The sequence below is a fragment of the Herbaspirillum sp. UBA812 genome (genome assembly GCF_002296545.1).
GTDB lineage: Bacteria > Pseudomonadota > Gammaproteobacteria > Burkholderiales > Burkholderiaceae_D > Herbaspirillum > Herbaspirillum huttiense.
This window is the reverse complement of the sequence record NZ_DBIC01000243.1, coordinates 1-26,458: the sequence shown is the minus strand read 5'-3', so window position 1 is coordinate 26,458 and position 26,458 is coordinate 1. Positions and strand designations below refer to the sequence as shown.

The window sequence follows — 26,458 nt, the reverse complement described above, 5'->3', positions numbered from 1 at the left end:
GACGGCTTTATGAAGAAACAGGCGCGCTTACTTCAGCTTGGCCAGTTGTTCCTTCACCTTTTCCAGCGTAGCACTGAAGTTGGCGACACGCTCCTTCTCCTGCGCCACCACGGCTTCGGGCGCACGGGCCACGAAGCTTTCATTGGACAGCTTGCCATTGGCCTTGGCGATCTCGCCGGTCAGGCGAGTGACTTCCTTGCCCAGGCGTTCACGTTCGGCGGCCACATCGATTTCCACCTTCAGCATCAGCTTGACTTCGCCGACGATGGCCACCGGTGCCGGTGACTCCGGCAGCTGCGGCACGACCGTGGCTTCCGACAGGCGCACCAGCCCTTGCAGGTAAGGCAGGAAGGATTCCACGGCCGCCGCATCGGCGGCTTCCACGATCAGCGGCACGCGCAGCGACGGCGCCAGTTGCATCTCGCCGCGCAGGTTGCGGCAGGCATCGGTGTAGGCCTTGAACTGGGCGACCCAGGCTTCGGCATCGGTATCGATCTTTTCCAGGTCGGGACGCGGATAGGCCTGGCGCATGATGGAATCGCCCGCCGGATCCGGCTTGCGATCGGTCAGCGGGGCCACGCTTTGCCACAGCTGCTCGGTGATGAAGGGCAGCACAGGATGGGCCAGGCGCAGCACGCTTTCCAGCACGCGCAGCAGGGTGCGGCGGGTGGCGCGCTGTTGCGCTTCATTGCCGCTCTGGATCTGGGCCTTGGCCATTTCCAGGTACCAGTCGCAGTACTCGTCCCAGACGAACTTGTAGATGGCGGTGGCGATGTTGTCGAAGCGGTAGTCGGCAAAGCCCTTTTCGACTTCGGCCTCGGTACGCTGCAGCAGCGACACGATCCAGCGGTCAGCCTTGGAGAACTGCAGCTTTTCCTTGTCGCAGACACCCTTCTCGTGGCCGTCGAAACCGCAGTCCTGGCCTTCGGTATTCATCAGCACGAAGCGGGTGGCGTTCCACAGCTTGTTGCAGAAGTTGCGATAGCCTTCGCAGCGGTTCAGGTCGAAGTTGATGTTGCGGCCCAGGGTCGCCAGCGAGGCGAAGGTGAAGCGCAGCGCATCGGTGCCGAAGGCCGGAATGCCGTCCGCAAATTCCTTGCGGGTAGCCTTCTCGATACTGGCCGCCTGCTTGGGATTCATCAGGCCGACGGTGCGCTTGGCCACCAGTTCATCCACGCCGATGCCATCGATCAGGTCGATCGGGTCCAGGGTGTTGCCCTTGGACTTGGACATCTTCTGGCCAGACGCATCGCGCACCAGGCCGTGAACGTAGACGGTATCGAAAGGCACCTTGCCGGTGAAGTGCGTGGTCATCATGACCATGCGCGCCACCCAGAAGAAGATGATGTCGAAACCCGTCACCAGCACCGACGACGGCAGGAACAGCTTGTAGTCCGGCGTTTCTTCCGGCCAGCCCAGGGTGGAGAAGGGCACCAGCGCGGAAGAGAACCAGGTGTCGAGCACATCTTCATCGCGCTTGACGGCCTTGCCGCCGGCTTGCTTCTTCGCTTCTTCTTCGGTGCGGGCGACGTAGATGCCGCCATCCTCGTCGTACCAGGCCGGGATCTGATGGCCCCACCACAGTTGGCGTGAGATACACCAGTCCTGGATGTTGTTGAGCCACTGGTTGTAGGTGTTGGTCCAGTTCTCGGGGACGAACTTGATCTCGCCCGAGGAGACCTTTTCCAGCGCCGTTTCGGCAATCGACTTGCCGGGGAAGAAGGTCCCTTCCGGCGCCGGCTTGCTCATGGCGACGAACCACTGGTCGGTCAGCATCGGCTCGATCACCACGCCGGTACGGTCGCCACGCGGCACCATCAGCTTGTGCGGCTTGACCAGTTCCAAGAGGCCCAGCGCGTCCAGGTCGGCCACGATCTGCTTGCGCGCCTCGAAGCGGTCCAGGCCCTGGTACTTCTCCGGCGAGTTCTCGTTGATGGTGGCCTTGAGCGTGAAGACGCTGATCATTTCCAGGTTGTGGCGTGCGCCCACCTGGTAGTCGTTGAAGTCATGCGCCGGGGTGATCTTCACGCAGCCGGTGCCGAATTCCTTGTCGACGTATTCATCCTGGATGATGGGGATCTCGCGGCCCACCAGCGGCAGCTTGATCATCTTGCCCACCAGCGCGGCGTAGCGCTCGTCGGTCGGGTCCACGGCCACGGCGACGTCGCCCAGCATGGTTTCCGGACGGGTGGTGGCCACCACGATGTGGCCGCTGCCATCGGCCAGCGGGTACTTGATGTGCCACATGGAGCCGTCTTCTTCTTCCGACACCACTTCCAGGTCGGAGACGGCGGTGCCCAGCACCGGGTCCCAGTTCACCAGGCGCTTGCCACGGTAGATCAGGCCCTGCTCGTAGAGGCGCACGAAGACTTCGGTGACGGCCTTGGACATCTTCGGGTCCATCGTGAAGTATTCACGGGCCCAGTCGGTGGAGGCGCCCATGCGGCGCATCTGGCCGGTGATGGTGGAGCCGGATTTCTCCTTCCACTCCCACACCTTCTCGACGAATTTTTCACGGCCCAGGTCGTGGCGCGAGACCTTCTGCGCATCCAGCTGGCGTTCCACCACGATCTGGGTGGCGATGCCGGCGTGGTCTGTGCCGGGGATCCAGGCGGTGTTGTAGCCGCGCATGCGGTGGTAGCGCGTCAGGCCATCCATGATGGTCTGGTTGAACGCGTGACCCATGTGCAGGGTGCCGGTCACATTGGGCGGCGGCAGCTGGATGGAAAACGAGGGCTTCTCCGCGTCGGTGGTGGCGGCGAAGTAACCGCGCTTTTCCCACTCCTCGCGCCAGAATTTCTCAATCTCGGCGGGCTCGAACGACTTGGCTAATTCCATGATTTGACGTGTGTTTTTGCGAAACCATCCATTATAAGGGAACGGCGCGCCAAACCGGCCAAGCGCAGCGTTGGCCGGGGCGCTGACGGGCAACCATTTTCTTTGCGGAAACAAAACGGGAGTCCTGAGACTCCCGTTGTTTAGTTGCTCGACCAGCTGCAGCAGCTGCTGTGGTTCAGTTCATGTCCATGAATCGGCCGGTGGCTTCGGAACGGTACTTCACGAGCGCCTTGTCGATGTCCTCGATCCAGACGCCTTCGGTGACCGCCATATGGTTTTCCGATGTTTCGATGTTGATCACGATGGGCATGTTCTTGTTCTGCACCACCAGATCAGTCGAGATCTGCGTTCCCACGCTGACGGCCCAGAAACCAGGGGTGAACCAGGCCCAGAACTTCTTCACATGGGCATCGATGACGATGGGGGCCTCGCCTGCGTCAGCAGCATTGGCCGCCACCTTGAAGCCGGCCTCTTGCAAGCTGGTGGTGATGTTCTTGCGCATCACCTGGCTCACCGTCATGCCATTTTCCAGCAGCACATCGCCCAGCGCCTTGCCGAAGCCGTTGCGCTTGCGACCGATCGCCCGCGCCTTGATCTCGGCGGTGCTTTTTGCAGAGCCCTCGAAGCCCAGCGAAGGAGTGCTCGGCGACGAGGGGGCATCTTCGAAGACGCGTTCATCGAAGACTTCCCGCAGCAATACCGTCTTGTTCTTGGAGGCCACTGCGGCCTTGGTGGCAGCGGCGCTTGATGGTTCGCTCAGCTTGATCTCGCTGCGACTGGTAGCGCAACCGGTCAGTACGATGGAAACGGCAAGCAGGATGCCGGCTTTGAACATCTGGAGTTGATTCATGATTCCCCTGATTCTTGGATTATTGAGGTTGATTTTCTCGCAATATAAGAAAATATGGCGAGCCGTACTATACCTTCAGGTTAGGGCAACTGACGAGCTTGTATCGTTGGCTAGCTCAACGAATCGGGCTCAGCAGCGCCGGCTGGCCGAACTCCACCAGCTGGGCACCGGACTTTTCCAGATAGGTCTTCCAGAAACCGGCCAGCGCCTGCATGGTCTTGGGATCGCGATAGCTCTTGCTCTTCTTGCCATCCTCGGACAGCAGCCCGGCACCGATCACATACACGCGCGCCCCGCCGAAGTCGCCCAGCAGCTGATTCTGTTCGGCCAGTTGCATTTCCTTGGCCGGGTCGATCTTGCGCACGCTGTGGCCGCGGTCGGCGTAGAAACTGGACACCGAGGAATTCTCCAGCATGTCCGAGACTAGCAGCACGATGCGGTTGCGCGCCTTGGACTTGCGGCTCAGTTCGGCAATTGACTTGAGGCTGGCCAGCACGTCGGACTTGGCGATCTCGCCGCTGGTGCCATCGAAGGCAGCGCGCAAGGCCCCGCCGGCGACCTGCGCCGCCAGCTGGGGCTGGCGCGCCAAGCACTGGTCGAACTTGGCCAGCGCAGTCTTGGAGACATCATTGCGGCGGCTGGCCTCCATCGGCGCATCCAGCTTGCCGGAGGCCAGCACTTCCGTGTAATGGCCCTGGGTATAGGCGGAGAAGGTGATGATCTGGAATGCGTTGCCCGCTGCCAGGAAAGGCTTCAGGTTGTCGGCCACTGACTGTTTCAGACCGCCATCGAGCAGGGTGGTCTGGTCGATGACCACGAACAGTTCGGACTCCACGACAGCCGGGGCCGTCCCCACCAGCTTGTTGTCGTAGCAGGTCGGGATGGCATCGATGGCACCAGCCCAGGCGTTGCCGCCCAGCAGGCTGGCGGCCAGGACGAGGGCAGACCAGTTCCTCACAGCAGATCCTCCAGTTCGGCATCAGCCTCGCGTGCCTTGCGTTCGCGCTCGTCCTTGCGGCGCTTGAGTTCCTCCCGCACGGCCATGTTGAGTGCCTCGGGCAATTGCGCCATCAGCTTCTTCTTGGCTTCCTTGTCTTCACCGAGCGCATCCAGGCGCGCCATCACGTCCGGCAGGCTGTCGGTGCCAGCGGGGGCGGCAGGGGCTTGCACCACTGCAGCCACTGCCACCACGGCCGGTGCAGCCACCGGGGCGGCCGCTGCCGCAGGGTGGGCGGGAACGTGCAAGGGCGTCGCCTGCTGGGCCGCGACCGTCTGCGCAAAGTCGCGTTCGCTCTGGCGTTCGGCGGCATCGGCCAGGCGGGTCTGCTGCATGAAGTCGCGGAAGGTCTTGCTCAGGTGCTGGCCGGACGTGCCATGCGTGCTGTTGTGCATCATCATTTTCTGCTGCAGCGTGGCCAGGCTGGCCTGGGCGGTGTCGGCGATGCGGCGATAGTGTTCACGCACGGCGCTGTAGCTGGAATAGCGGCCGCTGCCGATGTCGCGATAGGCTTCGGCACTGTTCTCGCCGGCAAAGCCCCAGCGATAGCCGAAGATGACGCCCAGGATCTGCAGGAACACGAACACGAACGCCAGCACGATGAAGGTCGCCCAGCCGCCGTGACGGTCGATGTCGGCCTCGTCGCTGACGGCCTTGCGGTCGGCGGCGCGGTTGGCGGCATCATCGTCGGCCGGCAGTCGCACATTGGTAGCGGACATGTCCAGGCTGCCCGCTGCGGAGCGTGCCACATTGCCGGCCTGATTGCTGCTGAGGGTCACGCGTGCTTCCAGCTCGCGCTCCAGCACCTGGCCGCGGACGTAGGTCGCCAGGCTGGCCACCAGCAGCACGAAGATCACGGTCAGCACCGTGATCTTGTAGCTGGGGTGCGAGCCCACGCGGTTGCACAGCTGGGTGAAGGTGGGCTTGTGGTCGTCGCTGGATTGCGGGCGGGCCAGCGGAATGGTGCCGGTGAAGAGTTCCTGCTTGCGGCCTGCCTCGTTCCACTGGCGGCGCGCCAGGTTGACGCGCTCGGACTTGTACAGCTCATGTCCGGCCAGGTGGGTGAAGGCGACCAGGATCACCGAGATCAGAAAAGCGATACCGTAAGCCCCGGTCTGCTGCAGGTTCTCGCTGGCACCCGGCAGCGTGTAGCCCGCCAGCACGTAGGAGAAACCCATCGCTTCGACGAACACCATCGAGATCGTCAGCAGCCAGATCCAGTTGGGCGTGGCCTTGCGGCCGTTGTCGCCGGACTTGGTCAGATAGGTGACCTTTTCGTTGAAGTCATGCTCGTCCTGGATGTGGATGAATTTCTTGTATTCCAGGCACAGCGTGCTTTCGCCCTTGTGCCAGCCGGGCAGGCTGGAGTCTTCGTTGAGGTCGCGCGATAGGCGGGCGATGCGGCCCACCAGCGGGAAGCGGACCCAGGTGTTGAACCACCACCATTTGACCTGCTCCCACAGGGTCATGATGACGACGGCTGCCATGAGAACGCTCACCACGCTCCAGGCCGCCAGTGGATAGGTGTCGAAGAATTCTTTCATTGAGGGGCTCCCCGGTTGATGTGTTGTGGTTGTCGGTGCTGGCTTACTGGTACATCCTGGGCTTGAAGTCGGCCGCATAGGGCGTGTTGGCGCGCAGGTAGACCAGGCGTCCAGCCCTGGCCGCGCTGCCACCACCGGCATCGAAGACGATGTCGGCGCACTGCATGCCGCCCTGGCCCTTGAGGAAGATGCGATACAGCAGGCCCTTGCTGCCCAGGTAGGTGTTGACCTCCGGCTGCAGCTGGACATCGGCCTTGGCCGACGTGCGGCGCGCCGCATCGTAGTTCTTGTAGACCTTGAACTCGGGCAGGTTGGCCAGCGTGCCGTCGCCCGCCAGCACGGCGATGCGGTTGATCACCACCTGATGGCCGTTGACCTGCTCGGTCCAGGTCTTGCCATACAGTCCAGGGATGTGTTCGCTGGTGCGATAGGCCTTGCCGTCAGCCAATGACTTGACGCCATTGGCTGCGCGCGGCCGGTCGCGCGTGCAGTCGGCCAGTACCGGCGGCTCATCGGCGTAGGCCGGGCTGATCAGCGAGAAGAAGGGACGCTTGCCCTCGACCTTGCCGATGGCGGCCGTGTCGCTGGAGGCGATCAGCGGTGTGCCGCCAAAGTCGATCCAGTCGCCGCTGTCGGGCAACGCCGCTTTACGGGTGGATGCGCTGGCGGGTGCGTTCGCGGCAGGCGCAGACGCAGAGGTCTTCGGCGCAGGGGCAGTGGCTACCGCATCGCCTTTGCCGTCGTTGCGATTGTCCTTGGCAACGACGTCCGCACTCCTGGTAGTCCTGGCCGTGTTGTTCTTCGCGCTGGTGGCCGCACGCGTGCGCGGCACTCCTTGAGTTGCGGCTGCAGCGGTGACTCCGGTACTTGCACCGGACTGCGCGACGGTCGGTGCGTCGCTCTTTTCCTGGCGATAGAACTCCACGCGCGGACGACGCGCGGCGAGATAGTTGTCGAAGCTGGCCTTGTCGCTCAACTCGACGATTTCCACGCGGCGATTACTGGATCGTCCGTCTTCGGTATCGTTGCTGGCGATCGGATAGAACTCGCCCGCACCCTGGAAATACAGGGAAGCCGCCGGTACGCCGTGCTCCTGCATGAAGCGCGACACTGCGCGGGCACGGCGCTCGGAGAGGTCGGCATTCAGGCGCGAGGAGCCGGTGTCGTCGGTGTGCCCGACCAGCAGCAGCTTGCGCTGGCTCATCTTCTCCAGGTATTGCTTGCGCAGGTTGGGATCCTGTATTTCGGCCGCGCTTTTGCGTATGTCGTAAGTGGCGGCAATCGCTGTGAAGTAATCGCGGGCACGCGCTGTGAGCTGATCGGAGTTGCTTTCGAAGTGGCCGCCGGCCCCGGCAGGATCACGGATCTCGACCACCGATCCCGCCGTCTCCTGTTTGGCCTTGGCGCTGTCGGTGGTGGTGATCGCTTCGCCCTTGTTGTCCAGCGCCGTGATCTGCAGGTCGAGCTGATACTGCTTCGCGATCTTGGACAACTCGCAGCGCCGCTTGTCCATGTCGTTGCCGATCAGGCCGCCGATGACGCCGCCCAGTGCGGCACCGACCAGCAGCCCCTTGTTGTCGCCGCCGACCTGGCGGCCCAGCAGTGCGCCGGCCAGCACGCCCACGCCGATGCCGATGTTGCGCGCGTTTTGCGAGCAGGGATCATCGCTGGCGAAGGTTTCCTTGAAGGAGGGTTTGCCGGTGGCCGGATCGACCGCGCAGCCCGAGACGAAACTTGCACCGATGGCCGCCACGAGCGTGCGCACCACCAGCGTCTTGCGACGAAGTGTCAGAGTCATGTTTCTTGTTTGCTGACGGCGCAGCGGGATCGCCGTATTTCTTCTTGCCAGTCGCGCATGCCCCCCAGCATGCACCCGGTCGGGTGCGACGCGTCGTCTGGTGTTGCGGTGGCAGCCGGCGTATCCAGCCCCTGTGCCGGGCTGCCTTATCGTGCCCTCGTGCCCGCCTCGTTGGCGGGGGGGGGCTGGATGGGGTTGACCGCAAGCGCTTGTTGCCTGTACTGCTTGCTCTGGTGCAACCCATTTTCTTTCCCGCCGAAAATATATCACGCAGAAAGTTTCTCGCTTGGCAGGATGTAATTATTTTTAATTATTAGTTAAATGAATGGCAAATAATTACTCGATTATCTTGATTTGTCGTTTCTGAATCTCATGCTGCGGGAGTTCAGTTTTCATGAAGCAACGCTTGTCTCCGCTGGCCATCGGTGTAGAATCCGCCCCACGACAAAGACTGCGCAAGCAGCCCGCGTCGCATCGCTAGGGGTCCTGGCACCGGAGCACATGCTCTGGCAGCCGGGTGAGAAATACCCTTGAACCTGATCTGGATAATGCCAGCGAAGGGAAGCAACCGGCAGCATGACGCACCCACGGTCCGCAGTACTCCACGCCGTTCGTCCTCTTCCGCAACCTCCTTTGCTGGCTCCGAGCCATGAGTCATCAAGCAAAGGAGCCGAAATGAATGCCAACCCGAAATTCCTGTCCGCGACGGCCACCGTCGACGAGGCAGCCGTCCAGCCTCTCCCGAATTCCCGCAAGATCTATGTGACCGGCTCGCGCCCGGACATCCGCGTGCCCATGCGCGAGATCAGCCAGGCCGATACGCCGGCCATGTTCGGTTCAGAAAAGAACCCTCCCATCTACGTTTACGACACCTCCGGCCCCTACACCGACCCGGACGTGAAGATCGACATCCGCGCCGGCCTGTCCACCCCGCGCCTGCCCTGGATTCTGGAGCGCAACGACACCGAGGAACTGCCCGGCCCGACTTCCGAATACGGCCAGCAGCGCCTGAACGACCCGGCCCTGGCCGAGCTGCGCTTCAACCTGCATCGCAAGCCGCGCCGTGCCAAGGCCGGTGCCAACGTGACCCAGATGCACTACGCACGCCGCGGCATCATCACGCCGGAAATGGAATTCATCGCCATCCGCGAAAACCTGCGCCGCAAGGAGTACCTGGAGCAACTGAAGGCCTCCGGCCCCATGGGCAACAAGCTGGCCGACCTGATGGGACGCCAGCATCCCGGCCAGTCCTTCGGAGCGTCCATTCCCGCCGAGATCACTCCGGAATTCGTGCGTGACGAAGTCGCCCGTGGCCGTGCCATCATCCCCGCCAACATCAACCACCCGGAAGTCGAACCGATGATCATCGGCCGCAATTTCCTGGTCAAGATCAATGCCAACATCGGCAACTCGGCAGTCACTTCCTCCATCGGCGAGGAAGTGGAAAAGATGACCTGGGCCATCCGCTGGGGTGGCGACAACGTCATGGACCTCTCCACCGGCAAGAACATCCACGAGACCCGTGAATGGATCATCCGCAATTCGCCGGTCCCCATCGGGACCGTGCCGATCTACCAGGCGCTGGAAAAGGTCAATGGCAAGGCCGAAGACCTGACCTGGGAAATCTTCCGCGACACCTTGATCGAGCAAGCCGAGCAGGGCGTGGACTACTTCACCATCCACGCTGGCGTGCGCCTGCAATACGTCCCGCTGACGGCCAAGCGCATGACCGGCATCGTCTCGCGCGGCGGTTCCATCATGGCCAAGTGGTGCCTGGCGCATCACCGCGAATCCTTCCTCTACGAACACTTCGAAGAGATCTGCGAGATCATGAAGGCCTACGATGTCAGCTTCAGCCTGGGCGACGGCCTGCGTCCCGGCTCCATCTACGATGCCAACGACGAGGCCCAACTGGGCGAATTGCGCACCCTCGGTGAGTTGACCCAGATCGCCTGGAAGCACGACGTGCAGGTGATGATCGAAGGTCCCGGCCACGTGCCCATGCATCTCATCAAGGAGAACATGGACCTGCAGCTGGAGCAGTGCCACGAAGCCCCGTTCTACACCCTCGGCCCCTTGACCACCGACATTGCGCCCGGCTACGACCACATCACCTCCGGCATCGGCGCGGCGCAGATCGGCTGGTATGGCACGGCCATGCTGTGCTACGTCACCCCCAAGGAACACCTGGGCCTGCCCAACAAGACCGACGTCAAGGACGGCATCATCACCTACAAGATCGCCGCGCACGCCGCCGACCTGGCCAAGGGCCATCCGGGCGCGCAGATCCGCGACAACGCGCTATCCAAGGCGCGCTTCGAATTCCGTTGGGAAGACCAGTTCAACATCGGCCTGGACCCGGACAAGGCGCGCGAATTCCACGACGAAACCCTGCCCAAGGATTCGGCCAAGGTGGCGCACTTCTGCTCCATGTGCGGCCCGCATTTCTGTTCCATGAAGATCACCCAGGAAGTGCGCGACTACGCCGCCAAGGAAGGCATCTCCGAGATCGACGCCTTGAAGCAAGGCATGCAGGTGAAGTCGGTCGAGTTCGTCAAGATGGGTGCCGAGATTTATTCGAAGCAGTAAGCCATGCAGATCGAACTGAACGGCAAGCCTCATCCGCTGCCTGACGGCGCCACGCTGGACCAGCTCATTGCCGGCCTTTCTCTGGCCGGCAAGGCGGTGGCGGTGGCGGTCAACCGCCAGGTGGTGCCCAGCGTGCAATGGCCTGCACGCACGCTGGCCGAGGCCGACAAGGTAGACGTAGTGCGCGCCATCGGGGGCGGATGAAAGATTGTTCCGCTGCGGCACGCCCGTGCCGCCAGCGGCCGCCTCCCGTGGCACGCAGCTCTCACAGACAAGGAATCGACATGAACATGAACGACGCCCCCCTCCTGAGCGAGGACAAGGGCCTGACCATCGCCGGCAAGACCTATCGCTCGCGCCTGCTGGTGGGCAGCGGCAAATACAAGGACCTCGACGAAACCCGCGCGGCGACGGTCGCCAGCGGTGCCGAGATCATCACGGTGGCGATCCGCCGCGTCAACATCGGCCAGGACCCGAATGCGCCCAGCCTGCTGGACGCGGTGCCGCCCTCCGAATTCACCATCCTGCCCAATACGGCGGGCTGCTACAACGCCGCCGATGCGGTCTACACGCTGCAACTGGCGCGTGAACTGCTGGGTGGCCACAAGCTGGTCAAGCTGGAAGTGCTGGGCGACGAGAAGACCCTCTTCCCCAACATGCCCGAAACGCTCAAAGCCGCCGAGACCCTGGTCAAGGATGGCTTCGACGTGATGGTGTATTGCAGCGACGATCCGATCCAGGCGCGCATGCTGGAAGACCTGGGCGTATCTGCCGTCATGCCGCTGGCTTCGCTGATCGGCTCGGGCATGGGCATTCTGAATCCCTGGAATCTCTCGCTCATCATCGAACAGGCGCGGGTGCCGGTGCTGGTCGATGCCGGCGTGGGCACGGCTTCCGATGCGGCCATTGCGATGGAACTGGGCTGTGATGGCGTGCTGATGAATACCGCCATTGCCGGTGCACGCGATCCGATTCGCATGGCGCGCGCCATGAAGCTGGCGGTGGAAGCGGGCCGCGAAGCCTTCCTCGCGGGACGCATTGCGCGCAAGTTTGCCGCCTCGCCGTCCTCGCCGATGGCCGGCCGCGTGGCGTGAGCATGCAGGCAGCTTATCGCTCCACGCCACCCTGCGTGCTGGTCTTCTCCGGCTCCGACCCCAGCGGCGGGGCCGGCATGCAGGCCGATATCCCGGCCATCACGGCACTGGGTGCGCATTCCCTGTCGGTGCCGACCGCATTGACGGTGCAGGACAACGTCAGCGTCTTTGCCGTGCATGCGCTCGATCCGGAACTGGTGCGTCATCAGGCGCAGGTGCTGATTGACCGCTTCGACATCGCAGCGGTCAAGCTGGGCATCGCAGGCAGTCGAGAAAATGCCGAAGTGATCGCCGGCCTGATCCGCCAATTGCGCGCGCGTGACCCGCATTTGCCGGTGGTGCTCGATCCGGTGCTGGCCAATGGCAAGGGCGACCAGCTCTCGCGCGACGATGCTGCGCGCGTGATCGAACCCTTGTATGAATTGGCCACCGTCATCACCCCCAACCTCAACGAGGCGCGCCGCTTGTGCGGTGATGTGGAACCGGCGCGGCAGGCGGCGCTGCTGATGGAGCGCGGATGTGCGCATGTGCTGCTCAAGGGCGGCCATGGCCCGCAGCAGCAGGATGTGATCAATCGCTGGTACGGACAATTGTTCCGTTCCGAGTTTGCCGAAGAGGCCATTGAGAGTGCGCGCTGGCGCTGGACCCGCCTGCCCGATGAATTCCACGGCAGCGGCTGCACGCTGGCGGCCGCGCTGTCGGCCTGCCTGGCGCGTGGGCTGCCCATGCGCGAGGCCATCGACCTGGCGCAGCAGTACACGCAGCACGCGCTGTCGACGTCCTATGCGATTGCCGAAGGGCAGCGCATTCCCAATCGCGTGCCTGCCTTTGAACCTGTTATTGACGCCGCCGTTGCGGCAGGAGCCTGACATGAAACCCGAGTACGCAACGCATCTGCGTGGCCTCTACATCGTCACGCCGGATTGGGATGACACCACCCAATTGCTGGCCGCCACCGAGCTGGCCTTGCAGAACGGTGCTGCGCTGGTGCAGTACCGCCACAAGACCGCCGGGGCGGAGCAGCGCCGCGCGCAGGCTTCGGCATTGCTGGCGCTGTGCCGGCGATATGATGTGCCGCTCATCATCAACGACCACGTGGACCTGTGCCTGGAGATCGATGCCGATGGCATCCATGTCGGTGGTACCGATGCGTCCATTGCCGAGGTGCGCAAGGCCGTGGGGCCGGACCGCATCGTCGGGGCCTCGTGCTACGGCACGCTGGAGCTGGCGCATGCGGCGTACCGCGATGGGGCCAGTTATGTGGCCTTCGGCGGTTTCTATCCGTCGCGCGTGAAAAAATATGATTTCCGGACCGCGCCGGAAATCATTGCGCAATCCAAGCGCGAGATCCCCTTGCCGGTGGTCGTGATCGGCGGCATCACGCTGGAGAACGCGCCGCCGCTGGTGGCGCAGGGAGCGGACATGGTGGCTGTCATCAGCAGCGTGTATCTGGTGCCGGTGGAGGAGCGCAAGACGCGGCAGTTGGCGGATCTGTATCGCTGAGGCGCATCTTCGTACTCCCTGACCGTTCGGACTGAGTAGACCAGCAGGGTCGTATCGAAGTCGCACCGAAGACACTCCAGCGCAGCTGCGCCTTCGATACGCCGCAGTGCGGCTACTCGGTCCGAACGGTAAGTGAATGACCAAAAAAATGTAAATGGCGGCGCGCCTGGTATCTGATGAACCTCGTCGCGAGGCATTCCAAATCTGAGCGGTCCGACGCCGACGTAGGACATGATGATGTGTTCTCGCATACTAGAGCCCAAGGCAGTAAGCACTGCCCTTCGAGAAATATCAAAATAAGGTGCATATTGGATTCGCTTTTTCCGGCTTTTCGCTCCCTGGCCGATGGAGGCGATGGATAAGAAAGCGCGAGATAAGAGGATGCGATTTCCTTTGCGTATGCTTATTCATCCCATCTTCCTCTTACAAAAGCCGCGACTGCCTTATTACTGTCATCGTCGTCCAGAAAACCATGCACAGCCAATCCGAGTTTAAGAAAGACACTTGTACCAGTTCTATCTAGCGGTGCGTCGTCCCAATCATGGAGGGCCTTGAACACATCCGCTCCCGGCACCTCGAACAATCGGAGTCCATTGAACTGGACGTTGGCGAGATTGGGACACAAGCCAATCTCCAATAGCCCATCCCCCGTTTCCGAAAAAGTTAGCTGCAAACCGTTGTCGCTCCAACATTCCCTCGATTCTTCGAAGAAGCGGCTTTTTTTTGAAGATTGCGGCTTGCCTAGTATTTGATGAACCTCGTCCCGAGTCATTCCAAATTTGAGCGGCCCGACGCCTACGTACGATGTGATGATGTGTTCTCGCATACTTAACCTGGCACGGCGGCACGTTTCAAGAGTCGAGCAATTTTTCGATATCGATCCCGGAGAGTGGCAGTGATGGTTCTGCGAACTGGCGGAGAATCGTCAGGTGCACATGAGCATTCACTTTTACCAAATTATCGAGACGTATTTTTCCTCCGAGTACAATGGCGGGCTCGAATCCATAGATTTCATTCGGTTCAAGAGGGCCTAGTTTGGCTCTTGCGCGTTCGAAGAGTGGCTGTCCATTCTCGTCTTCCATGTCAAACTCGTCCGGCTCACTGTCCCCAAAGAAAAAACGGACAGAAAAATCCAGCTCATCCTTAGTTTGAGCGTTTAAATCTGCGGGTAGAGCAGCTATCGAGTTAATCGGACATGCAATCGTGGCGCTGCATCCGGTCTTCTCACCGCACACATAAAGATCGCCAAATGCAGTTCTTGCAATCACGTGAAACGCATCAATCTCATCCAACCCCGTGTCGGCGAGCCACTCATCAACAATGTCTTCGTAGTCGTCTGGGTCAACCGTACAAAAGAGACCATTCGCATATTCGCACCATCCTTCTTGTTCCCAGTATTTCAGTAACTGATCGGGCAACTTATCGCGCCATTTTTCAAGGATTTCCGAGGGTACTGGGCTGCTCTTGGTAGCCTCGCCAAAGTTACTAATAAAATATTCGAAGTCTTCGTCTCTCATCTCATTCCCTTGCCACGGCAAGGCTCCAGTTTGACATTCATTTTTTGATTTCCGCGACCGTTATCGATCGCATGCTTGGCTTCGCGATCCATCTCCTGCACCCGGGTCAGCGGCTTCTGCCCCGAATTCCGGCTTCCGGGCGGCGTATAAGCTTGGTTCCAGCTTGCTCCAATTGACTTGTTTACGTCAGCGCGGCCGATACTCGTCGTTTTATGTTGCATCCAACCTCCAGCGACCATGTCTGGCTCATGCAGTGCAGCTAATTTCTCCATCAGTTTTTTTGCTCGAATTCCAGCTTGTGTTTTTGCTTCGGCTGGGTTCATGCCTTGCTTACGCATGCTATCGGTAAGACTGTCTCTCATGTCTGCAAGGAAGTCTTTTCGATGGCTTTCTTGCGCCGCGTCAGCGGCGGGATTGCGATTCATTTTCTTAAACGCATCCCTGGCCATCGCGTATTCGCTAGCTGTCAGACTATTGATGGCCTCCTCTTGACGTCTGAGCTGCTCCGCCATTTCTTTCAGAAACGCCTTCTGTTCCTCCTTGCTCATTCGCATGAATTGTTTCTTGTCATACGGATGGAAGCATGGCACTTTAAACGGACGGGCCTTGACGGTGACATCCTTCTTTGGGTCCTTGGCTTTGGGGGCCCAGGTGCAGTTTCTCTGGCGACCTTGGCTTCGCGAGCAACTCTGGCAGCTTCCTCTGCTTCCTTTGCCGACTTGGCTGCTTTGGCGAGTTCTTCTGCCTCATGCGCACCTTTGCCAACCCGGGATGCCATTCCTGCACCCTTTGCCATACCAACTGCGCGTTTGGCGACCTTGCCAACTGTGGTCACTACCTTGCCGCCCGGGATCATGCTTGCCGCAGCAATCCCCGCTTCAACGTAGTCGCCCTCGGCGGTATAGATGGCCGCATCGATCGCACCCGTGATGACCGACAACCCCGGAACGAAACTGGCCACGCCCAGCACGCCGTGCACCCACGGACTGGATTTCTGCCAAAACGTTTTCTCGGCCGCAGTCTCTGCCTTGATGGCTGCGATGGCGCCGCCACCGTGCGGCTCGATGTGCGTGAACGACCTGTCAGCCTGTTCGAGGATGACGCCTTTGGTGGTCATGACACTGCATCCCGCGTCTTATCGACCGGGTTGCAGGGCAAGTCGTTGAATTCAAGCCAGGTCTGATCAGCCAAGCGCGCAGGAGCAAGCGCGAGGTCGGGTGACGAGCCCTCGCCGTCGTCAAGCTGGTTGACTAACGGTTCATTTTGGGAGACGGGGTGATACGGAAAAGCCCGCCGCAGAAGGCGGGCGTAGAGATAGTCCGGAAGCCGCTGTTCCAGACCCGGGGATGCTTTGGGCATGCGAAGATCCTGTGCTCATCAAGTATCCCTCCCTGATGCAACACTGGCCCGCATTGTAATGTTTCCATGTGGAAACTGACAACTTCCGGATGACGGCTGCGGCTACGAAATGCTGAAGATGCGACCAAGGGGCAGCCTGCCCGGTAATGGTCTTGGCCCAGCCTGTATCAGCTGGCACCCCAAGCAAAGATTCAACTTGAAACAAAGGCCCGGGTCCGGCGCGAAACCGGACCCGGGCCTCCAAGGAGCAAGGTCACTGCCCAACGTTATATGGCTAGTTCATCCGGCGTACGCCGCTCTCCTTCGTCCTGGCCGATCACAATGCAGCTTGTCATCCTCAAAGCCCACGCTCCAGCAACTGCAATTCTTCACGGAAGGCGGGCTTCAGGCGATACAGCTGCGCCGGACGATGCGCCCCGCTCTCGAACTGTCCGTCCACCGGATCGAGCATGTCCATCTCGGTCATCTTGCGGCGGAAACTCACCTTGTTGATGCTCTCGCCCATCAGCACTTCATAGACCCGCTGCAACTGCGGCAAGGTAAAGACATCGCCCAGCAGATGGCAGGGCAGCGACGAATACTGGCTCTTGCTGCGCAGGCGCGAGACGGCGGTGCCGATGATGTCGCCATGGTCGAAGGGCAGCGGCAGCAGGCGGTCCACGCTGTGCAGGCGGACCTCGTCCCGCTCGGCCTGGGCGATGGTGGTGGCCGGTACCAGCGCGTAATACGCGATCGAGATCGACCAGCCGCGCGGATCACGCGCCGCACCGGAGAAGGTGGCCAGTTGTTCCAGATAGGGCGCGGCGATGCCGGTCTTGTCCAGCAGCACGCGGCGCGCGGCATCGCGCGCATCGACGTCGGTGCGCGCATGGATATAGCCGCCGGGCAGCGCCGCCACCCCCTTGAAGGGCGCATGTTCGCGCTTGAGCAGCGCCACTTCCAGCCCCTCGGCCGTGAGCGTGAGCAACGCCACATCCACTGTGCAGATCACCGGATCCATTTTTCTCCTCGCCTTGTCCAAGTCCGGGAAGTCTAAAGGTACTTAGTGTCATTGTGAATCTATTTGTTGCGATTCGAATCACGGATGACCTGTAAGCCATATTTGGAGAGCTAATCCAGAAAATTTACGAAGATCATGTTAGTTGCAAAATTAAATTAAGTGGTCTACACTGGCCTCACCGTAACCCGACGCACTCCGAAAGGTGGACACCATGAAGCGCTCCCTGCATCTCCTCGTGATCGATCCGCAAAACGATTTCTGCGACCTGCCGGCGGACTGGCTGCCGGTGGACCCGGCTACCGGCGGGGGACTGCAACCAGCGCTGCCGGTGGCGGGCAGCCATGCCGACCTGCAGCGCGTGGCGCGTCTGATCGACCAGGGCGGTACCGGCCTGTCGGCCATCAGCATCACCCTCGACGCCCACCACAGGCTGGACATCGCCCATCCCACGTTCTGGCAGCAAGCCGATGGCGCGGCGGTCACGCCTTTTACCCAGATCGAGGCCGCGCAGGTCCGTGCCGGCGCTTACCTGCCACGCGATCCGCAAGCATTGCCGCGCGCACTGGCCTATCTCGATGCCCTGGAAGCCGCCGGACGCTATCGCCTCATGGTCTGGCCGGTGCACTGCGAGATCGGCAGCTGGGGCGGGGCGGTCCACGCCGATGTGCGCGCCGCCTACAACCGCTGGGAAGAACGCACGCTGGGCGTGGTCACCAAGCTGGGCAAGGGCAGCAACCCTTGGACCGAACACTATTCCGCAGTGATGGCCGAAGTGCCGGATGACGATGATCCTGCCACCCAGCTCAACCGTGGCTTCATCACCACCCTGGCACAGGCCGATACCGTCTACATCACCGGCGAGGCGGGCAGCCACTGCGTGCGCGCCACCACCGAGCACATCGCCGCCAACCTCGACGCCGCCGGCCGTGCCCGGCTGGTGCTGGTGACCGATTGCATGAGCCCGGTGGCCGGCTTCGAGGCGCAGTACCGGGATTTCCTGGCCGCCATGTCACGGGCTGGCGTGCGCCTGGCCACTTCGGAGCAGGTGCTGCAGGAACTGCAAGCCAACGCCTGACCCATCCACGTTGAAAGGAGTGCCCATCATGGCACCCGTCGTTCGTAGTTTGCTGGAAACCGATCTCTACAAGTTCACCATGTGGCAGGCCCTGCTGCACAGCCATCCCGGTGCCCAGGCCGAATACACCTTCGTGTGCCGCAACCAGCCGCAATTCCCGCTGGCCGAATTGAAAGAAGAGGTGGAGCGCGAGCTGGATCACCTGTGCAGCCTGCGCTTCAGCAGTGATGAACTGGCCTATCTGGCGCAGCTGCGCTACATGAAGAGCGACTTCATCGACTTCCTCGCGCTGTTCCGCTTCCAGCGCAAGTTCATCGAGGTCAGCACCGAGGGCGAGCGCCTGTGCATCGTGGCGCGCGGTCCGCAGGTGCATGTCATGGGCTTCGAAATCTTCGTGCTCTACATCGTCAACGAACTCTATTTCCGCCGGATCGGCACGCCAGCGGCCGGGGCAGAAGCGCGCCGCCGCCTGCAGGACAAGCTCGCACTCCTGCACGCCTTCGCCGCTGAAGCGCCAGGCCGTCATCCCTTCGAGTTCTTCGACTTCGGCGTGCGCCGCCGCTACAGCGGAGCGTGGCAGGAGGAAGTGGTGGCCACGCTGGCGCGCGAGGTCCCGCAGTATTTCAAGGGCACCTCCAACGTCTGGCTCGCGAAGAAGTATCAACTGGTGCCGATCGGCACCATGGCCCACGAATACCTGCAGTCTTACCAATCCTTCGGTGTGCGGCTGCGCGATTTCCAGAAGGCCGCACTGGAAGACTGGGTGCAGGAATACCGCGGCGACCTCGGCGTGGCCCTGACCGACGTGGTCGGCATGGATGCCTTCCTGGCCGACTTCGACCTGTATTTCGCCAAGCTCTTCGATGGCCTGCGGCACGACTCGGGCGATCCCTTCGAATGGGGCGAGAAGGCGCTGGCGCACTATCGCAAGCTGCGCCTGGATGCCAACACCAAGCGCCTGGTGTTCTCCGATGGACTGGACCTGCCGCAGGCGCTGCGCCTGTATCGTCATTTTTCCGACCGTGCCATGACCGGTTTCGGCATCGGCACCAACCTCAGCAACGACACCGGCATCGCGCCGCTGAACATCGTCATGAAGCTGTCGTCCTGCAATGGCCAGGCCGTGGCCAAGCTGTCCGATTCGCCGGGCAAGACTTTGTGCAAGGATGAAACTTTCCTGGCCTACCTGCGCCAGCTGTTCGGCATCGCTGCGCCGGCCACCCCTGCCTGAGCCGCTGCGGCGGCAGAAAGGATGCATCATGCTTCGCATCGCCATCGCCCAATGCAATCCCACCATCGGTGACTTCACCGGCAACCTGGCGCTTCACCTCGATGCCCTGCAGCGCGCCGCCGGGGCCGGTGCCGACCTGGTGGTCTTTCCTGAACTCTCGGTCTGCGGCTACTACCCCGGCGATTTGCTGGAAGAAGCACGCTTCCTGGCGCAGGCCGAACAGACTTTGCAATCGGTCATCGACGCCACCCGCAGCCTGCCCGGACTGACTGCCGTGATCGGCGCGCCGCGCCGCAATCCCGGCCCCGGCAAGCCGCTCTTCAATGCCCTGCTGGCGGTGCGCGAGGGTGTCATCGTGGCCGAGTATCACAAGCAGTTGCTGCCGGTGTATGGCGTCTTCGATGATGGCCGCCATTTCGAGGCCGGTCCGGAGACGGCCTGCGTGTTGCCGGTCAAGGGCATGCGGGTCGGCTTCCTGATCTGCGAGGATGGCTGGAACGACGACCTGCGCAGCTATCGCGTCAATCCCTTCGAGAAGCTGGCGCAGGCCGATGCGCAACTGGTGGTCTCCATCAATGCAAGCCCGTCGGACGTCGGCAAGCGCAGCCAGCGCCACGCCCTGTTCCAGGCCGCCTGCCTGCGCCGCCAGATGGCGCTGCTCTACGTCAACCAGGTCGGCGGACAGGACCAGCTGGTGTATGACGGCGGCTCCTTCGCCATGTCGCCGCTGCAGGGACTGGCCTTCGAGGCGGCGCGCCTGGCCGAAGATTTCCAGGTCATCGCCTTCGAGAGCGGGCGCTTCCTGCGCAGCGACGGTGTGGGCGAACCGGCCCGCGCAGACCAGACCCTGGCCACGCCCGAATTCCAGCGCCGCCAGATCCTGCTGGGCCTGCGCGATTATGCGCGCCGCTGCGGCTTCGGCAAGGTGGTGGTCGGTTGTTCCGGTGGCATCGATTCGGCGCTCACCATCGCGCTGGCCGTGGAGGCGCTGGGTGCGCAGAACGTGGTGGCGGTGACCATGCCGTCGATGTTCTCCAGCACCGGTTCGGTCGATGATTCCGAAACGCTGTGCCAGGCGCTGGGCGTGACGCTGTTCCGCCATCCCATTTCCGATCTGGTGCGCGAGTTCGAGGACGGTTTTGCCAAGGCCTTCGGCGCACCCCTGCGCGGGCTGCCGCTGGAAAACCTGCAGGCCCGCGTGCGCGGTGCCATCCTCATGGAGTATTCCAACGGCTATGACGCGCTCCTGCTGACCACCGGCAACAAGAGCGAGATCTCGGTCGGCTACTGCACCCTGTATGGCGATACCAACGGTGGCCTGGGCCTGATCGGCGATCTCTACAAGACCGAGGTTTATGCCCTGGCGCGCCACCTCAATGCGCAGGCCGGCCGCGAGATCATCCCCGCGGCCATCATCGACAAGGCCCCCTCGGCCGAACTGGCCCCGGACCAGCGCGATACCGACAGCCTGCCGCCTTACGAGGTGCTCGACGAGATTCTCAAGTGGCACATCGAAGGCAGCCGCCTTCCTGCCGATGAAGCCCGTGCGGCAAGCCGCGCAGTCGAACAGCTCAGCGGAACCGAAACCGGGGCTGCACTGGTCGAACGCATCTGCCGCATGGTGGCGCGCAACGAATACAAGCGCCGCCAGTCGCCGCCAGTGATCCGGGTGCGTGCCCGGGCCTTTGGCAGCGGACGGCAGATTCCGATCGCAGTGCGCTATTGAGGCGCTGGCCGTCATCCGTCATTCAGGTGAACGGCCGTTCGACCCTGTTGATAAAAATTAAGGAAAGCGCATGCCCGTCCTGACTCCGCAATACGATGCCGCCGTGGTGATCGGCCGCTTCCAGCCCGTGCACAACGGCCACCTGCACCTGCTGCATCACGCGCTGGAGCGCGCGGCCACGGTGATCGTGGTGCTGGGTTCGGCCTTCCACGCCCGCAACACCAAGAACCCTTTCACCTGGGAAGAGCGCGCCGCCATGATCGCCGGTGCCATGCCGCCGGGCCAGCGTGAACGCCTGCGTTTCGTCGCCACCCGCGATTACTACGACGACCGCCGCTGGTCCGCCGAAGTGCGCCGCCTGGTCGCGGCCCAGACCGATCCCCAGGCAAGGGTGCTGCTGGTGGGGCACTTCAAGGATGCCTCCAGCTACTACCTGCGCCACTTCCCGCAATGGCAGCTGGAAACCCTGCCGCGCGCGGGCGACATCGATGCCACCGACATTCGCAACGTCTGGTTCGAGGCCGAGGACCTGGAAGTCAGCCTCGACGTTCTCGACCCGCTGGTACCGCCCAGCGTGCGCCACTACCTGCGCGCCTGGTCGCTGTTGCCGCATTACGCCGCACTGGTGGAAGAACATCGCCAGTTGCGCAAGTATCAAGCGGCCTGGGCTGCGGCACCTTATCCGCCGGTCTTCACGACAGTGGATGCCGTGATCCGCGCGGCGGACCACGTGCTGCTGGTACAGCGCAAGGGCTTTCCGGGGCGCGGGCTGTGGGCCATCCCCGGCGGTTTCCTGGACCAGCGCGAGCGCCTGATGCAGGCCGCCCTGCGCGAACTGGCCGAGGAGACCAACCTGGCCGTGCTGGATGTGACGCTGGAAGAGGCCCTGGTGGACGTCAAGATTTTCGATCACCCCGACCGCAGTGCACGTGGCCGCACCATCACCCACGCCTATTACTTCGACCTGCGCCTGGAACAACTGCCCGAGGTCGAGGCCGCCGATGATGCGGCCCAGGCGGTGTGGACACCGATTGCACAACTGGCGGCGATGGAAGCGAGCTTCTTCGACGATCACTTCCATATCCTCGATACCTTCCTCAACCTCACCGGCAGCGAGTGAGACCATGGCCATCTCTGAAGCTGTCGACACCGCCGAGCCCATCGCACCGGATAGTCCGGCGTTGCCGGACCTGATGCCCGCCGCCCTGCAGCAGCTGCTGGAAAACCGCCTGCCACGCGTGATCCGGCGCGAGCCCGACCAGGACGATGCAAGGCGCTGGCGGCGCTGGGAGATCGGCGGGCGCACCGTGCAGATCGCCCAGCCCGTGACCTTCACCCCCTATGCCTCGGCGCAGCCTTGCTCGGCGCGCTGCCGCTTCTGTTCCGAAACGCTGGACGATGGCGGCCCGCACGCCGCAGCGCTACGACCCGGTCCGCAGTACGGCGCACAGCTCCGGCAAGCGCTCGCTGCGCTGCGCGGGCTGCCGCTGTCGTGGTCGCTGTCGGGACTGGAGACCACCGATGACGCCGGCTGGATGCTGTCCATGCTCGATGCATTGCAGGAGCACGCGCGCCAGTCACCCGTGCAGGGCAGCGTGCTCTACACCAATGGAGCCGGCCTGGCCACGCCGCGGGGCGCGGAGCTGGTCACGCGCCTGCAGGCTTTTGATCTGGGCTGGGTGGAACTGTCGCGCCATCATCATGAGGCCCAGGCCAATCAGGCCATCATGCGTTTTCGCAGCGGACAGGCGGTTGCCACGCAGGCCGGCATCGACGCCACGCTCACGCAACTGGTGCCGCAGTTGCCGGTGAAGCTGGTGTGCATCGTGCAGCAGGGTGGCATCGATGGCGTGCCCGCGCTGAAAGCCTATCTGCGCTGGGCGCAACAGCGCGGCGTGACGGCGGTGATCCTGCGCGAGTTCTCGCAACTCGGACCGCAATACCGCAACAACGTCACGGCCCGCTACATCGGCGGCGCGCGCATCGACGTGGCGGCGTTGCTAGCAGCCTGCCTGGCCGATCCGGAACTGAGCGCCGAAGCGCAACCGGTGCATGCCACCTCCGGCTACTACTTCTGGAACGTGGTGCTGCACTGGCGCGGCATGCAGCTCACCTTCGAAGCCTCGGACTATGTGCGCATGCATGCGCGCCATGCCAGCGGACGCGTCTACAAGCTGGTGTTCCATGCCAATGGCCGCCTGTGCGGCGGCTGGAATCCCGAACAACACGTGCTGCTGGAAACCACCGGTGCCGCGCCCATGCGCAGTCGCGCGGTGCAGCCGCTGCAGCTGCTGCGGAGCCCGTGATGAACGACAACAGCTGGCTGCACCTCAGCAGGCAGGACCCTGCCTGGACCCTGCCACAGGAGCTGGCCGAGACCGATCCCTTCGGCGCGCGCGATTGCGGCTGGGTGGAGCAGATGCAGCCGTTCATTGCGCACCTGTGCCCGCCTGACGGCAAGGTGCTGGATCCCTTCTGCGGATTTGGCAGCACGCTGGTCGCCGCGCACAGCGTGGGCCGCGCGGGCATCGGCATCGAGATTGATGGCCAGCGCGTGGCATTGACGCGCCAGCGGCTGCAGCGTCTCGGGGCCGATGGTCCGCCACAGCAAGTGTTGCAAGGCGATGCCACGGCGCTCGCGCATTCCCTGCCGCCGGTGGACCTGGTGTTGAGCAACGTGCCTTACTTCGGCTGCCAGTGGCCGGACGCCTCCGACGCCGCGCACGCTGGACAGCTTTACGCCAGCCAGACCTACGCCGCTTTCCTCGGCATGCTGGAGCGCCTGCTGCGCGCATTGCGCGACTGTTTGCGTCCCCGCGGCTGGCTGGTGCTGTGCGCCGAGAATCTGCGGGTGGGCGAGCAGTTCGTGCCGCTGGCCTGGGATCTGGCGCGGCTGATGGCGGACCGCTTCCGTTTCGTCGAAGAACGCATCCTGATCTATGACCGCGCCAGTGCGCCCGAGATGCCCGGCCAGCTGCGCAGCAATCGTTCGCATGAATACGCGCTGATCGCGCGCCATCTGCCGCACGCCATCGATACCGAGCAGACCCTTGCCGTGCTGCAAGCGCTGCAGTTGGCGCATCCGGGGTTCGTCCTTTACGGCAGCTTTGCGCGCTGGCTGCAGGATTTGCCGTTGGCGCAGGCGCCCGCCGATGCGGATCTGCTGCTGCCCGACGATCCGCGTCTGGTCGCTGCCGTGTGCCACTGGCTGGAACGGCAGGGCTTCGCGCTCACCTGCTGGGGCGCACCGTTCTCGGCCGCCATGGCCGGCTCCGCTGCGGCCGTGCTCCCGGAGCGCCACTACCTGCGCGCCGTTCGGCTCGACCGTGCGGGCCGGCAGGTGCGGCTGGACCTGTGCTTGCGTGATGCGCAGTACGATGTGGCAACTGTTCTTCCGCATGCGGTTTTCCGTCACGGCTTGCCCCTGGTGCCGCCAGCGCTGTTGCAGGGCCCCGGCTGAGCTGGTGTGATCACTGCGCTGCATCGTTTATTCACCGCCTGTGCTCCCGCTTTCAATGCGCCTCATGCCAAAATGGCATGGGGCGCTGTCCATGCCATTTCGGTATAGTGGCTGGCGTTCCAAGGGAGGGTCGGCCAGGCACAACGTGGCCGGCACCAAAGACAAGCCGCCGTATCAGCGCGGCAAGCCAACGGGGTAGGGAAGATGGAAATCAAATGGGTGGAGGACTTCCTCTCGGTCGTCGATACGCTGAACTTCAGCCGCTCGGCCAAACTGCGCAATGTCACGCAACCGGCCTTCGGCCGCCGCATCCGCTCGCTGGAAACCTGGCTGGGTGCCGAACTGTTCGATCGCTCGTCCTATCCCTGCACGCTCACGCCGGCTGGTGAATCCTTCGTCCCGATCGCCAAGGAAATGCTCAACCAGTCGATGCAGGCGCGGCTGGTGCTGCGCGGCCAACTGGCAGGGGCGCAATCCTCGGTACGCTTTGCGATGCCGCACACGCTCTTGCTGACCGTGTTCCCCAAGCTGCTGTCGGAAATCGAAAAGACCATCGGCGCCATCGCCACCACCGTCATGGCCGGCAACGTACACGATGCCGTCATGGCCCTGGTGGAGCGCAACTGCGACCTGCTGCTGTGCTATGACCATCGCCAGCAGGGCATCGCCCTCGATACCGAACGCTATGCCGTGCTTTCGCTGGGCAAGGAGCCGCTGCGTCCCTACGTCAAGACGCTGCCCAGTGGCCAGCCCAAGTATGTGTTGCCGGGTACGCCAAATGATCCGCAACCTTTCCTCAGTTATTCCCCGTATTCCTCGCTCTCGCGCATCGTCGAGAAGGCCCTCCATTCCAGCCCGCGCCGCGTGCACCTGTTCCGCCGCTTCGAGACCGACCTGGCTGAAGGCTTGAAGAGCATGGCCGTCGAAGGCCACGGCATCGCCTGGCTGCCGGCCAGTGCGGTGTCGCGCGAGATCGCCGAGGGCAAGCTGACCCTGGCCATCGCCCCGAACGACAGCGAAGCGCTGGAGCAGGGGCTGTGGTGCGACGAGATGGATATCCGCGTCTATCGCCGTCTGGATGGTGCCAATCCGGACATAGACCGGATCTGGAACTATCTCAAGGCCGAGCACGGCACGCCGTAATTTTTCCTGCATTTTTTGAAGCCAAGGTCCCGCATGAAATTTCTCACCAACCAGCAGGTCAGCGAACTGCTGGCCACCGAAGACGCCATCGCCTCCATGCGCGAGGCCTTTGCCCACGCCGCCGAGGGCGCGCACCAGGGGCGCGTGCGCACCAGTGCCGCCAATGGCGTGATGCTGTCGATGATGGGGGCGGTCATTCCGTCGGCCGGGATCGCCGGGGCCAAGGTCTACACCACCATCAAGGGCCAGTTCAAGTTCGTCATCCAGCTGTTCTCCAGCGAGACCGGCGCACCGCTGTGCACGCTGGAGGGCGACGCCATGACCGGCCTGCGCACTGCAGCCGCCACGGCAGTGGCCTGCGACGCGCTGGCCCGCAAGGACGCCGCCACCCTGGCGGTGATCGGCACCGGCGTGCAGGCGCGTTCGCACATTCCGGCGCTGCTGCAGGTGCGGCCGTTCAAGGAAGTATTGATCGCCGGCTTGTCGGGCCGCGAAGCCCTGGCCGAGGAAGTCACGCGCACCCTGGGCGTTCCGGCGCGCGTGGTGAGCATCGATGAAGCCGCCGCCGCAGCGGACGTGCTGGTCACCGTCACCCGTTCAGCCACGCCGCTGTTCGATGGCAAGCTGCTGCGTCCGGGGACTTTCGTCGCCGCCGTCGGTGCCTCCAAGGCCAACGTGCGCGAACTGGACGACACCGCCATCGGCCGTGCTGCTGCGCTGTTCGTGGAATGGAA

The 26,458-nt window shown here is 62.9% G+C and carries 24 protein-coding genes and 1 riboswitch; of the genes, 13 read left to right on the top strand and 11 right to left on the bottom strand.

Annotation, left to right across the window (positions count from 1 at the left end):
* Positions 1-27: 27 nt before the first annotated feature.
* From B3873_RS15905 to B3873_RS15885, 5 genes are all read right to left on the bottom strand, one after another.
* Positions 28-2,838, bottom strand: a complete 2,811-nt coding sequence (locus B3873_RS15905) for a valine--tRNA ligase (RefSeq protein ID WP_286867240.1) — start codon at positions 2,836-2,838, stop codon at positions 28-30.
* A gap of 175 nt (positions 2,839-3,013) precedes the next feature.
* Complete coding sequence (locus tag B3873_RS15900) at positions 3,014-3,688, bottom strand: hypothetical protein (protein ID WP_051156634.1); 675 nt, start codon at positions 3,686-3,688, stop codon at positions 3,014-3,016.
* A gap of 115 nt (positions 3,689-3,803) precedes the next feature.
* On the bottom strand, positions 3,804-4,646 hold the full coding sequence (locus B3873_RS15895) for a hypothetical protein (RefSeq protein WP_286867239.1): 843 nt from the start codon (positions 4,644-4,646) through the stop codon (positions 3,804-3,806).
* Positions 4,643-6,229, bottom strand: a complete 1,587-nt coding sequence (locus tag B3873_RS15890) for a hypothetical protein (protein WP_286867238.1) — start codon at positions 6,227-6,229, stop codon at positions 4,643-4,645. Before B3873_RS15890 ends, B3873_RS15895 begins: the two co-directional genes overlap by 4 nt.
* A 43-nt stretch (positions 6,230-6,272) precedes the next feature.
* Entirely contained in the window at positions 6,273-8,027 is a 1,755-nt protein-coding gene (locus B3873_RS15885; RefSeq protein WP_286867237.1) for an OmpA family protein, read from the bottom strand.
* A 469-nt stretch (positions 8,028-8,496) separates the two neighbouring features.
* A riboswitch (TPP riboswitch) is annotated at positions 8,497-8,607 on the top strand.
* A 95-nt stretch (positions 8,608-8,702) separates the two neighbouring features.
* Between B3873_RS15885 and thiC the strand changes: the two genes are divergently transcribed.
* From thiC to thiE, 5 genes are all read left to right on the top strand, one after another.
* Positions 8,703-10,616 carry a phosphomethylpyrimidine synthase ThiC gene (gene thiC / locus B3873_RS15880; protein ID WP_039789264.1) on the top strand — a complete coding sequence of 638 codons (1,914 nt, stop codon included), beginning with the start codon at positions 8,703-8,705 and terminating at the stop codon, positions 10,614-10,616.
* 3 nt (positions 10,617-10,619) lie between these two features.
* Complete coding sequence (gene thiS, locus B3873_RS15875; RefSeq protein ID WP_039789265.1) at positions 10,620-10,820, top strand: sulfur carrier protein ThiS; 201 nt, start codon at positions 10,620-10,622, stop codon at positions 10,818-10,820.
* An 80-nt stretch (positions 10,821-10,900) separates the two neighbouring features.
* Complete coding sequence (locus tag B3873_RS15870; RefSeq protein ID WP_034340349.1) at positions 10,901-11,710, top strand: thiazole synthase; 810 nt, start codon at positions 10,901-10,903, stop codon at positions 11,708-11,710.
* Positions 11,711-11,712: 2 nt separating this feature from the next.
* Positions 11,713-12,579: a bifunctional hydroxymethylpyrimidine kinase/phosphomethylpyrimidine kinase gene (gene thiD / locus B3873_RS15865; RefSeq protein WP_286867236.1), complete on the top strand. Its 867-nt coding sequence runs from the start codon at positions 11,713-11,715 to the stop codon at positions 12,577-12,579.
* A 1-nt stretch (position 12,580) separates the two neighbouring features.
* Positions 12,581-13,213: a thiamine phosphate synthase gene (gene thiE, locus B3873_RS15860; RefSeq protein ID WP_286867235.1), complete on the top strand. Its 633-nt coding sequence runs from the start codon at positions 12,581-12,583 to the stop codon at positions 13,211-13,213.
* A 403-nt stretch (positions 13,214-13,616) separates the two neighbouring features.
* Here thiE and B3873_RS15855 read toward each other — a convergent pair whose 3' ends face one another.
* The 6 genes from B3873_RS15855 to B3873_RS15830 form a co-directional block, all read right to left on the bottom strand.
* A complete protein-coding gene (locus B3873_RS15855; RefSeq protein ID WP_286867234.1) occupies positions 13,617-14,039 on the bottom strand; it encodes a hypothetical protein in 423 nt (140 codons plus the stop codon).
* Positions 14,040-14,064: 25 nt separating this feature from the next.
* Positions 14,065-14,730, bottom strand: coding sequence for a GAD-like domain-containing protein (locus B3873_RS15850; RefSeq protein ID WP_286867233.1), 666 nt, complete (start codon positions 14,728-14,730; stop codon positions 14,065-14,067).
* Complete coding sequence (locus tag B3873_RS15845) at positions 14,727-15,278, bottom strand: polymorphic toxin type 15 domain-containing protein (RefSeq protein ID WP_286867232.1); 552 nt, start codon at positions 15,276-15,278, stop codon at positions 14,727-14,729. The genes B3873_RS15850 and B3873_RS15845 overlap by 4 nt, the downstream gene beginning before the upstream one ends.
* Complete coding sequence (locus B3873_RS15840; protein ID WP_286867231.1) at positions 15,275-15,847, bottom strand: hypothetical protein; 573 nt, start codon at positions 15,845-15,847, stop codon at positions 15,275-15,277. The genes B3873_RS15845 and B3873_RS15840 overlap by 4 nt, the downstream gene beginning before the upstream one ends.
* Positions 15,844-16,089 (bottom strand): hypothetical protein, encoded by a 246-nt coding sequence (locus tag B3873_RS15835; protein WP_286867230.1) that lies wholly within the window; start codon positions 16,087-16,089, stop codon positions 15,844-15,846. The genes B3873_RS15840 and B3873_RS15835 overlap by 4 nt, the downstream gene beginning before the upstream one ends.
* A 337-nt stretch (positions 16,090-16,426) precedes the next feature.
* A complete protein-coding gene (locus tag B3873_RS15830) occupies positions 16,427-17,089 on the bottom strand; it encodes an NUDIX hydrolase (RefSeq protein WP_286867229.1) in 663 nt (220 codons plus the stop codon).
* Between the two features lie 211 nt (positions 17,090-17,300).
* Here B3873_RS15830 and B3873_RS15825 point away from each other — a divergent pair, with 211 nt between their 5' ends.
* From B3873_RS15825 to B3873_RS15790, 8 genes are all read left to right on the top strand, one after another.
* Positions 17,301-18,164, top strand: coding sequence for a cysteine hydrolase (locus B3873_RS15825; RefSeq protein WP_286867228.1), 864 nt, complete (start codon positions 17,301-17,303; stop codon positions 18,162-18,164).
* A 28-nt stretch (positions 18,165-18,192) separates the two neighbouring features.
* Entirely contained in the window at positions 18,193-19,395 is a 1,203-nt protein-coding gene (gene pncB, locus B3873_RS15820; protein WP_134223836.1) for a nicotinate phosphoribosyltransferase, read from the top strand.
* A 28-nt stretch (positions 19,396-19,423) separates the two neighbouring features.
* Positions 19,424-21,121, top strand: a complete 1,698-nt coding sequence (locus B3873_RS15815; protein WP_286867227.1) for an NAD+ synthase — start codon at positions 19,424-19,426, stop codon at positions 21,119-21,121.
* Positions 21,122-21,191: 70 nt separating this feature from the next.
* Positions 21,192-22,241, top strand: coding sequence for a bifunctional nicotinamide-nucleotide adenylyltransferase/Nudix hydroxylase (locus tag B3873_RS15810; RefSeq protein ID WP_286867226.1), 1,050 nt, complete (start codon positions 21,192-21,194; stop codon positions 22,239-22,241).
* Positions 22,242-22,245: 4 nt separating this feature from the next.
* Positions 22,246-23,427, top strand: coding sequence for a hypothetical protein (locus B3873_RS15805; RefSeq protein WP_286867225.1), 1,182 nt, complete (start codon positions 22,246-22,248; stop codon positions 23,425-23,427).
* A complete protein-coding gene (locus B3873_RS15800; protein WP_286867224.1) occupies positions 23,427-24,581 on the top strand; it encodes a TRM11 family SAM-dependent methyltransferase in 1,155 nt (384 codons plus the stop codon). Before B3873_RS15805 ends, B3873_RS15800 begins: the two co-directional genes overlap by 1 nt.
* Before the next feature lie 204 nt (positions 24,582-24,785).
* Positions 24,786-25,724: a LysR family transcriptional regulator gene (locus B3873_RS15795; RefSeq protein ID WP_039784761.1), complete on the top strand. Its 939-nt coding sequence runs from the start codon at positions 24,786-24,788 to the stop codon at positions 25,722-25,724.
* 33 nt (positions 25,725-25,757) lie between these two features.
* Positions 25,758-26,458, top strand: a 701-nt coding sequence (locus B3873_RS15790) for an ornithine cyclodeaminase family protein (RefSeq protein ID WP_286867223.1), incomplete at its 3' end; no start/stop codon positions are given.

Bases quoted from the DNA above. Each gene is read 5' to 3' on its own strand.
- B3873_RS15845 (WP_286867232.1), bottom strand. From the start codon at position 15,278: ATGAGCAAGGAGGAACAGAAGGCGTTTCTGAAAGAAATGGCGGAGCAG.
- B3873_RS15805 (WP_286867225.1), top strand. From the start codon at position 22,246: ATGGCCATCTCTGAAGCTGTCGACACCGCCGAGCCCATCGCACCGGAT.
- B3873_RS15815 (WP_286867227.1), top strand. From the start codon at position 19,424: ATGCTTCGCATCGCCATCGCCCAATGCAATCCCACCATCGGTGACTTC.
- B3873_RS15890 (WP_286867238.1), bottom strand. From the start codon at position 6,229: ATGAAAGAATTCTTCGACACCTATCCACTGGCGGCCTGGAGCGTGGTG.
- B3873_RS15795 (WP_039784761.1), top strand. From the start codon at position 24,786: ATGGAAATCAAATGGGTGGAGGACTTCCTCTCGGTCGTCGATACGCTG.
- B3873_RS15870 (WP_034340349.1), top strand. From the start codon at position 10,901: ATGAACATGAACGACGCCCCCCTCCTGAGCGAGGACAAGGGCCTGACC.
- B3873_RS15905 (WP_286867240.1), bottom strand. From the start codon at position 2,838: ATGGAATTAGCCAAGTCGTTCGAGCCCGCCGAGATTGAGAAATTCTGG.
- B3873_RS15800 (WP_286867224.1), top strand. From the start codon at position 23,427: ATGAACGACAACAGCTGGCTGCACCTCAGCAGGCAGGACCCTGCCTGG.
- thiD (WP_286867236.1), top strand. From the start codon at position 11,713: ATGCAGGCAGCTTATCGCTCCACGCCACCCTGCGTGCTGGTCTTCTCC.
- thiC (WP_039789264.1), top strand. From the start codon at position 8,703: ATGAATGCCAACCCGAAATTCCTGTCCGCGACGGCCACCGTCGACGAG.
- thiE (WP_286867235.1), top strand. From the start codon at position 12,581: ATGAAACCCGAGTACGCAACGCATCTGCGTGGCCTCTACATCGTCACG.
- B3873_RS15840 (WP_286867231.1), bottom strand. From the start codon at position 15,847: ATGACCACCAAAGGCGTCATCCTCGAACAGGCTGACAGGTCGTTCACG.
- B3873_RS15900 (WP_051156634.1), bottom strand. From the start codon at position 3,688: ATGAATCAACTCCAGATGTTCAAAGCCGGCATCCTGCTTGCCGTTTCC.
- B3873_RS15855 (WP_286867234.1), bottom strand. From the start codon at position 14,039: ATGCGAGAACACATCATCACATCGTACGTAGGCGTCGGGCCGCTCAAA.
- B3873_RS15810 (WP_286867226.1), top strand. From the start codon at position 21,192: ATGCCCGTCCTGACTCCGCAATACGATGCCGCCGTGGTGATCGGCCGC.
- thiS (WP_039789265.1), top strand. From the start codon at position 10,620: ATGCAGATCGAACTGAACGGCAAGCCTCATCCGCTGCCTGACGGCGCC.
- B3873_RS15885 (WP_286867237.1), bottom strand. From the start codon at position 8,027: ATGACTCTGACACTTCGTCGCAAGACGCTGGTGGTGCGCACGCTCGTG.
- B3873_RS15830 (WP_286867229.1), bottom strand. From the start codon at position 17,089: ATGGATCCGGTGATCTGCACAGTGGATGTGGCGTTGCTCACGCTCACG.
- B3873_RS15835 (WP_286867230.1), bottom strand. From the start codon at position 16,089: ATGCCCAAAGCATCCCCGGGTCTGGAACAGCGGCTTCCGGACTATCTC.
- B3873_RS15825 (WP_286867228.1), top strand. From the start codon at position 17,301: ATGAAGCGCTCCCTGCATCTCCTCGTGATCGATCCGCAAAACGATTTC.
- B3873_RS15850 (WP_286867233.1), bottom strand. From the start codon at position 14,730: ATGAGAGACGAAGACTTCGAATATTTTATTAGTAACTTTGGCGAGGCT.
- pncB (WP_134223836.1), top strand. From the start codon at position 18,193: ATGGCACCCGTCGTTCGTAGTTTGCTGGAAACCGATCTCTACAAGTTC.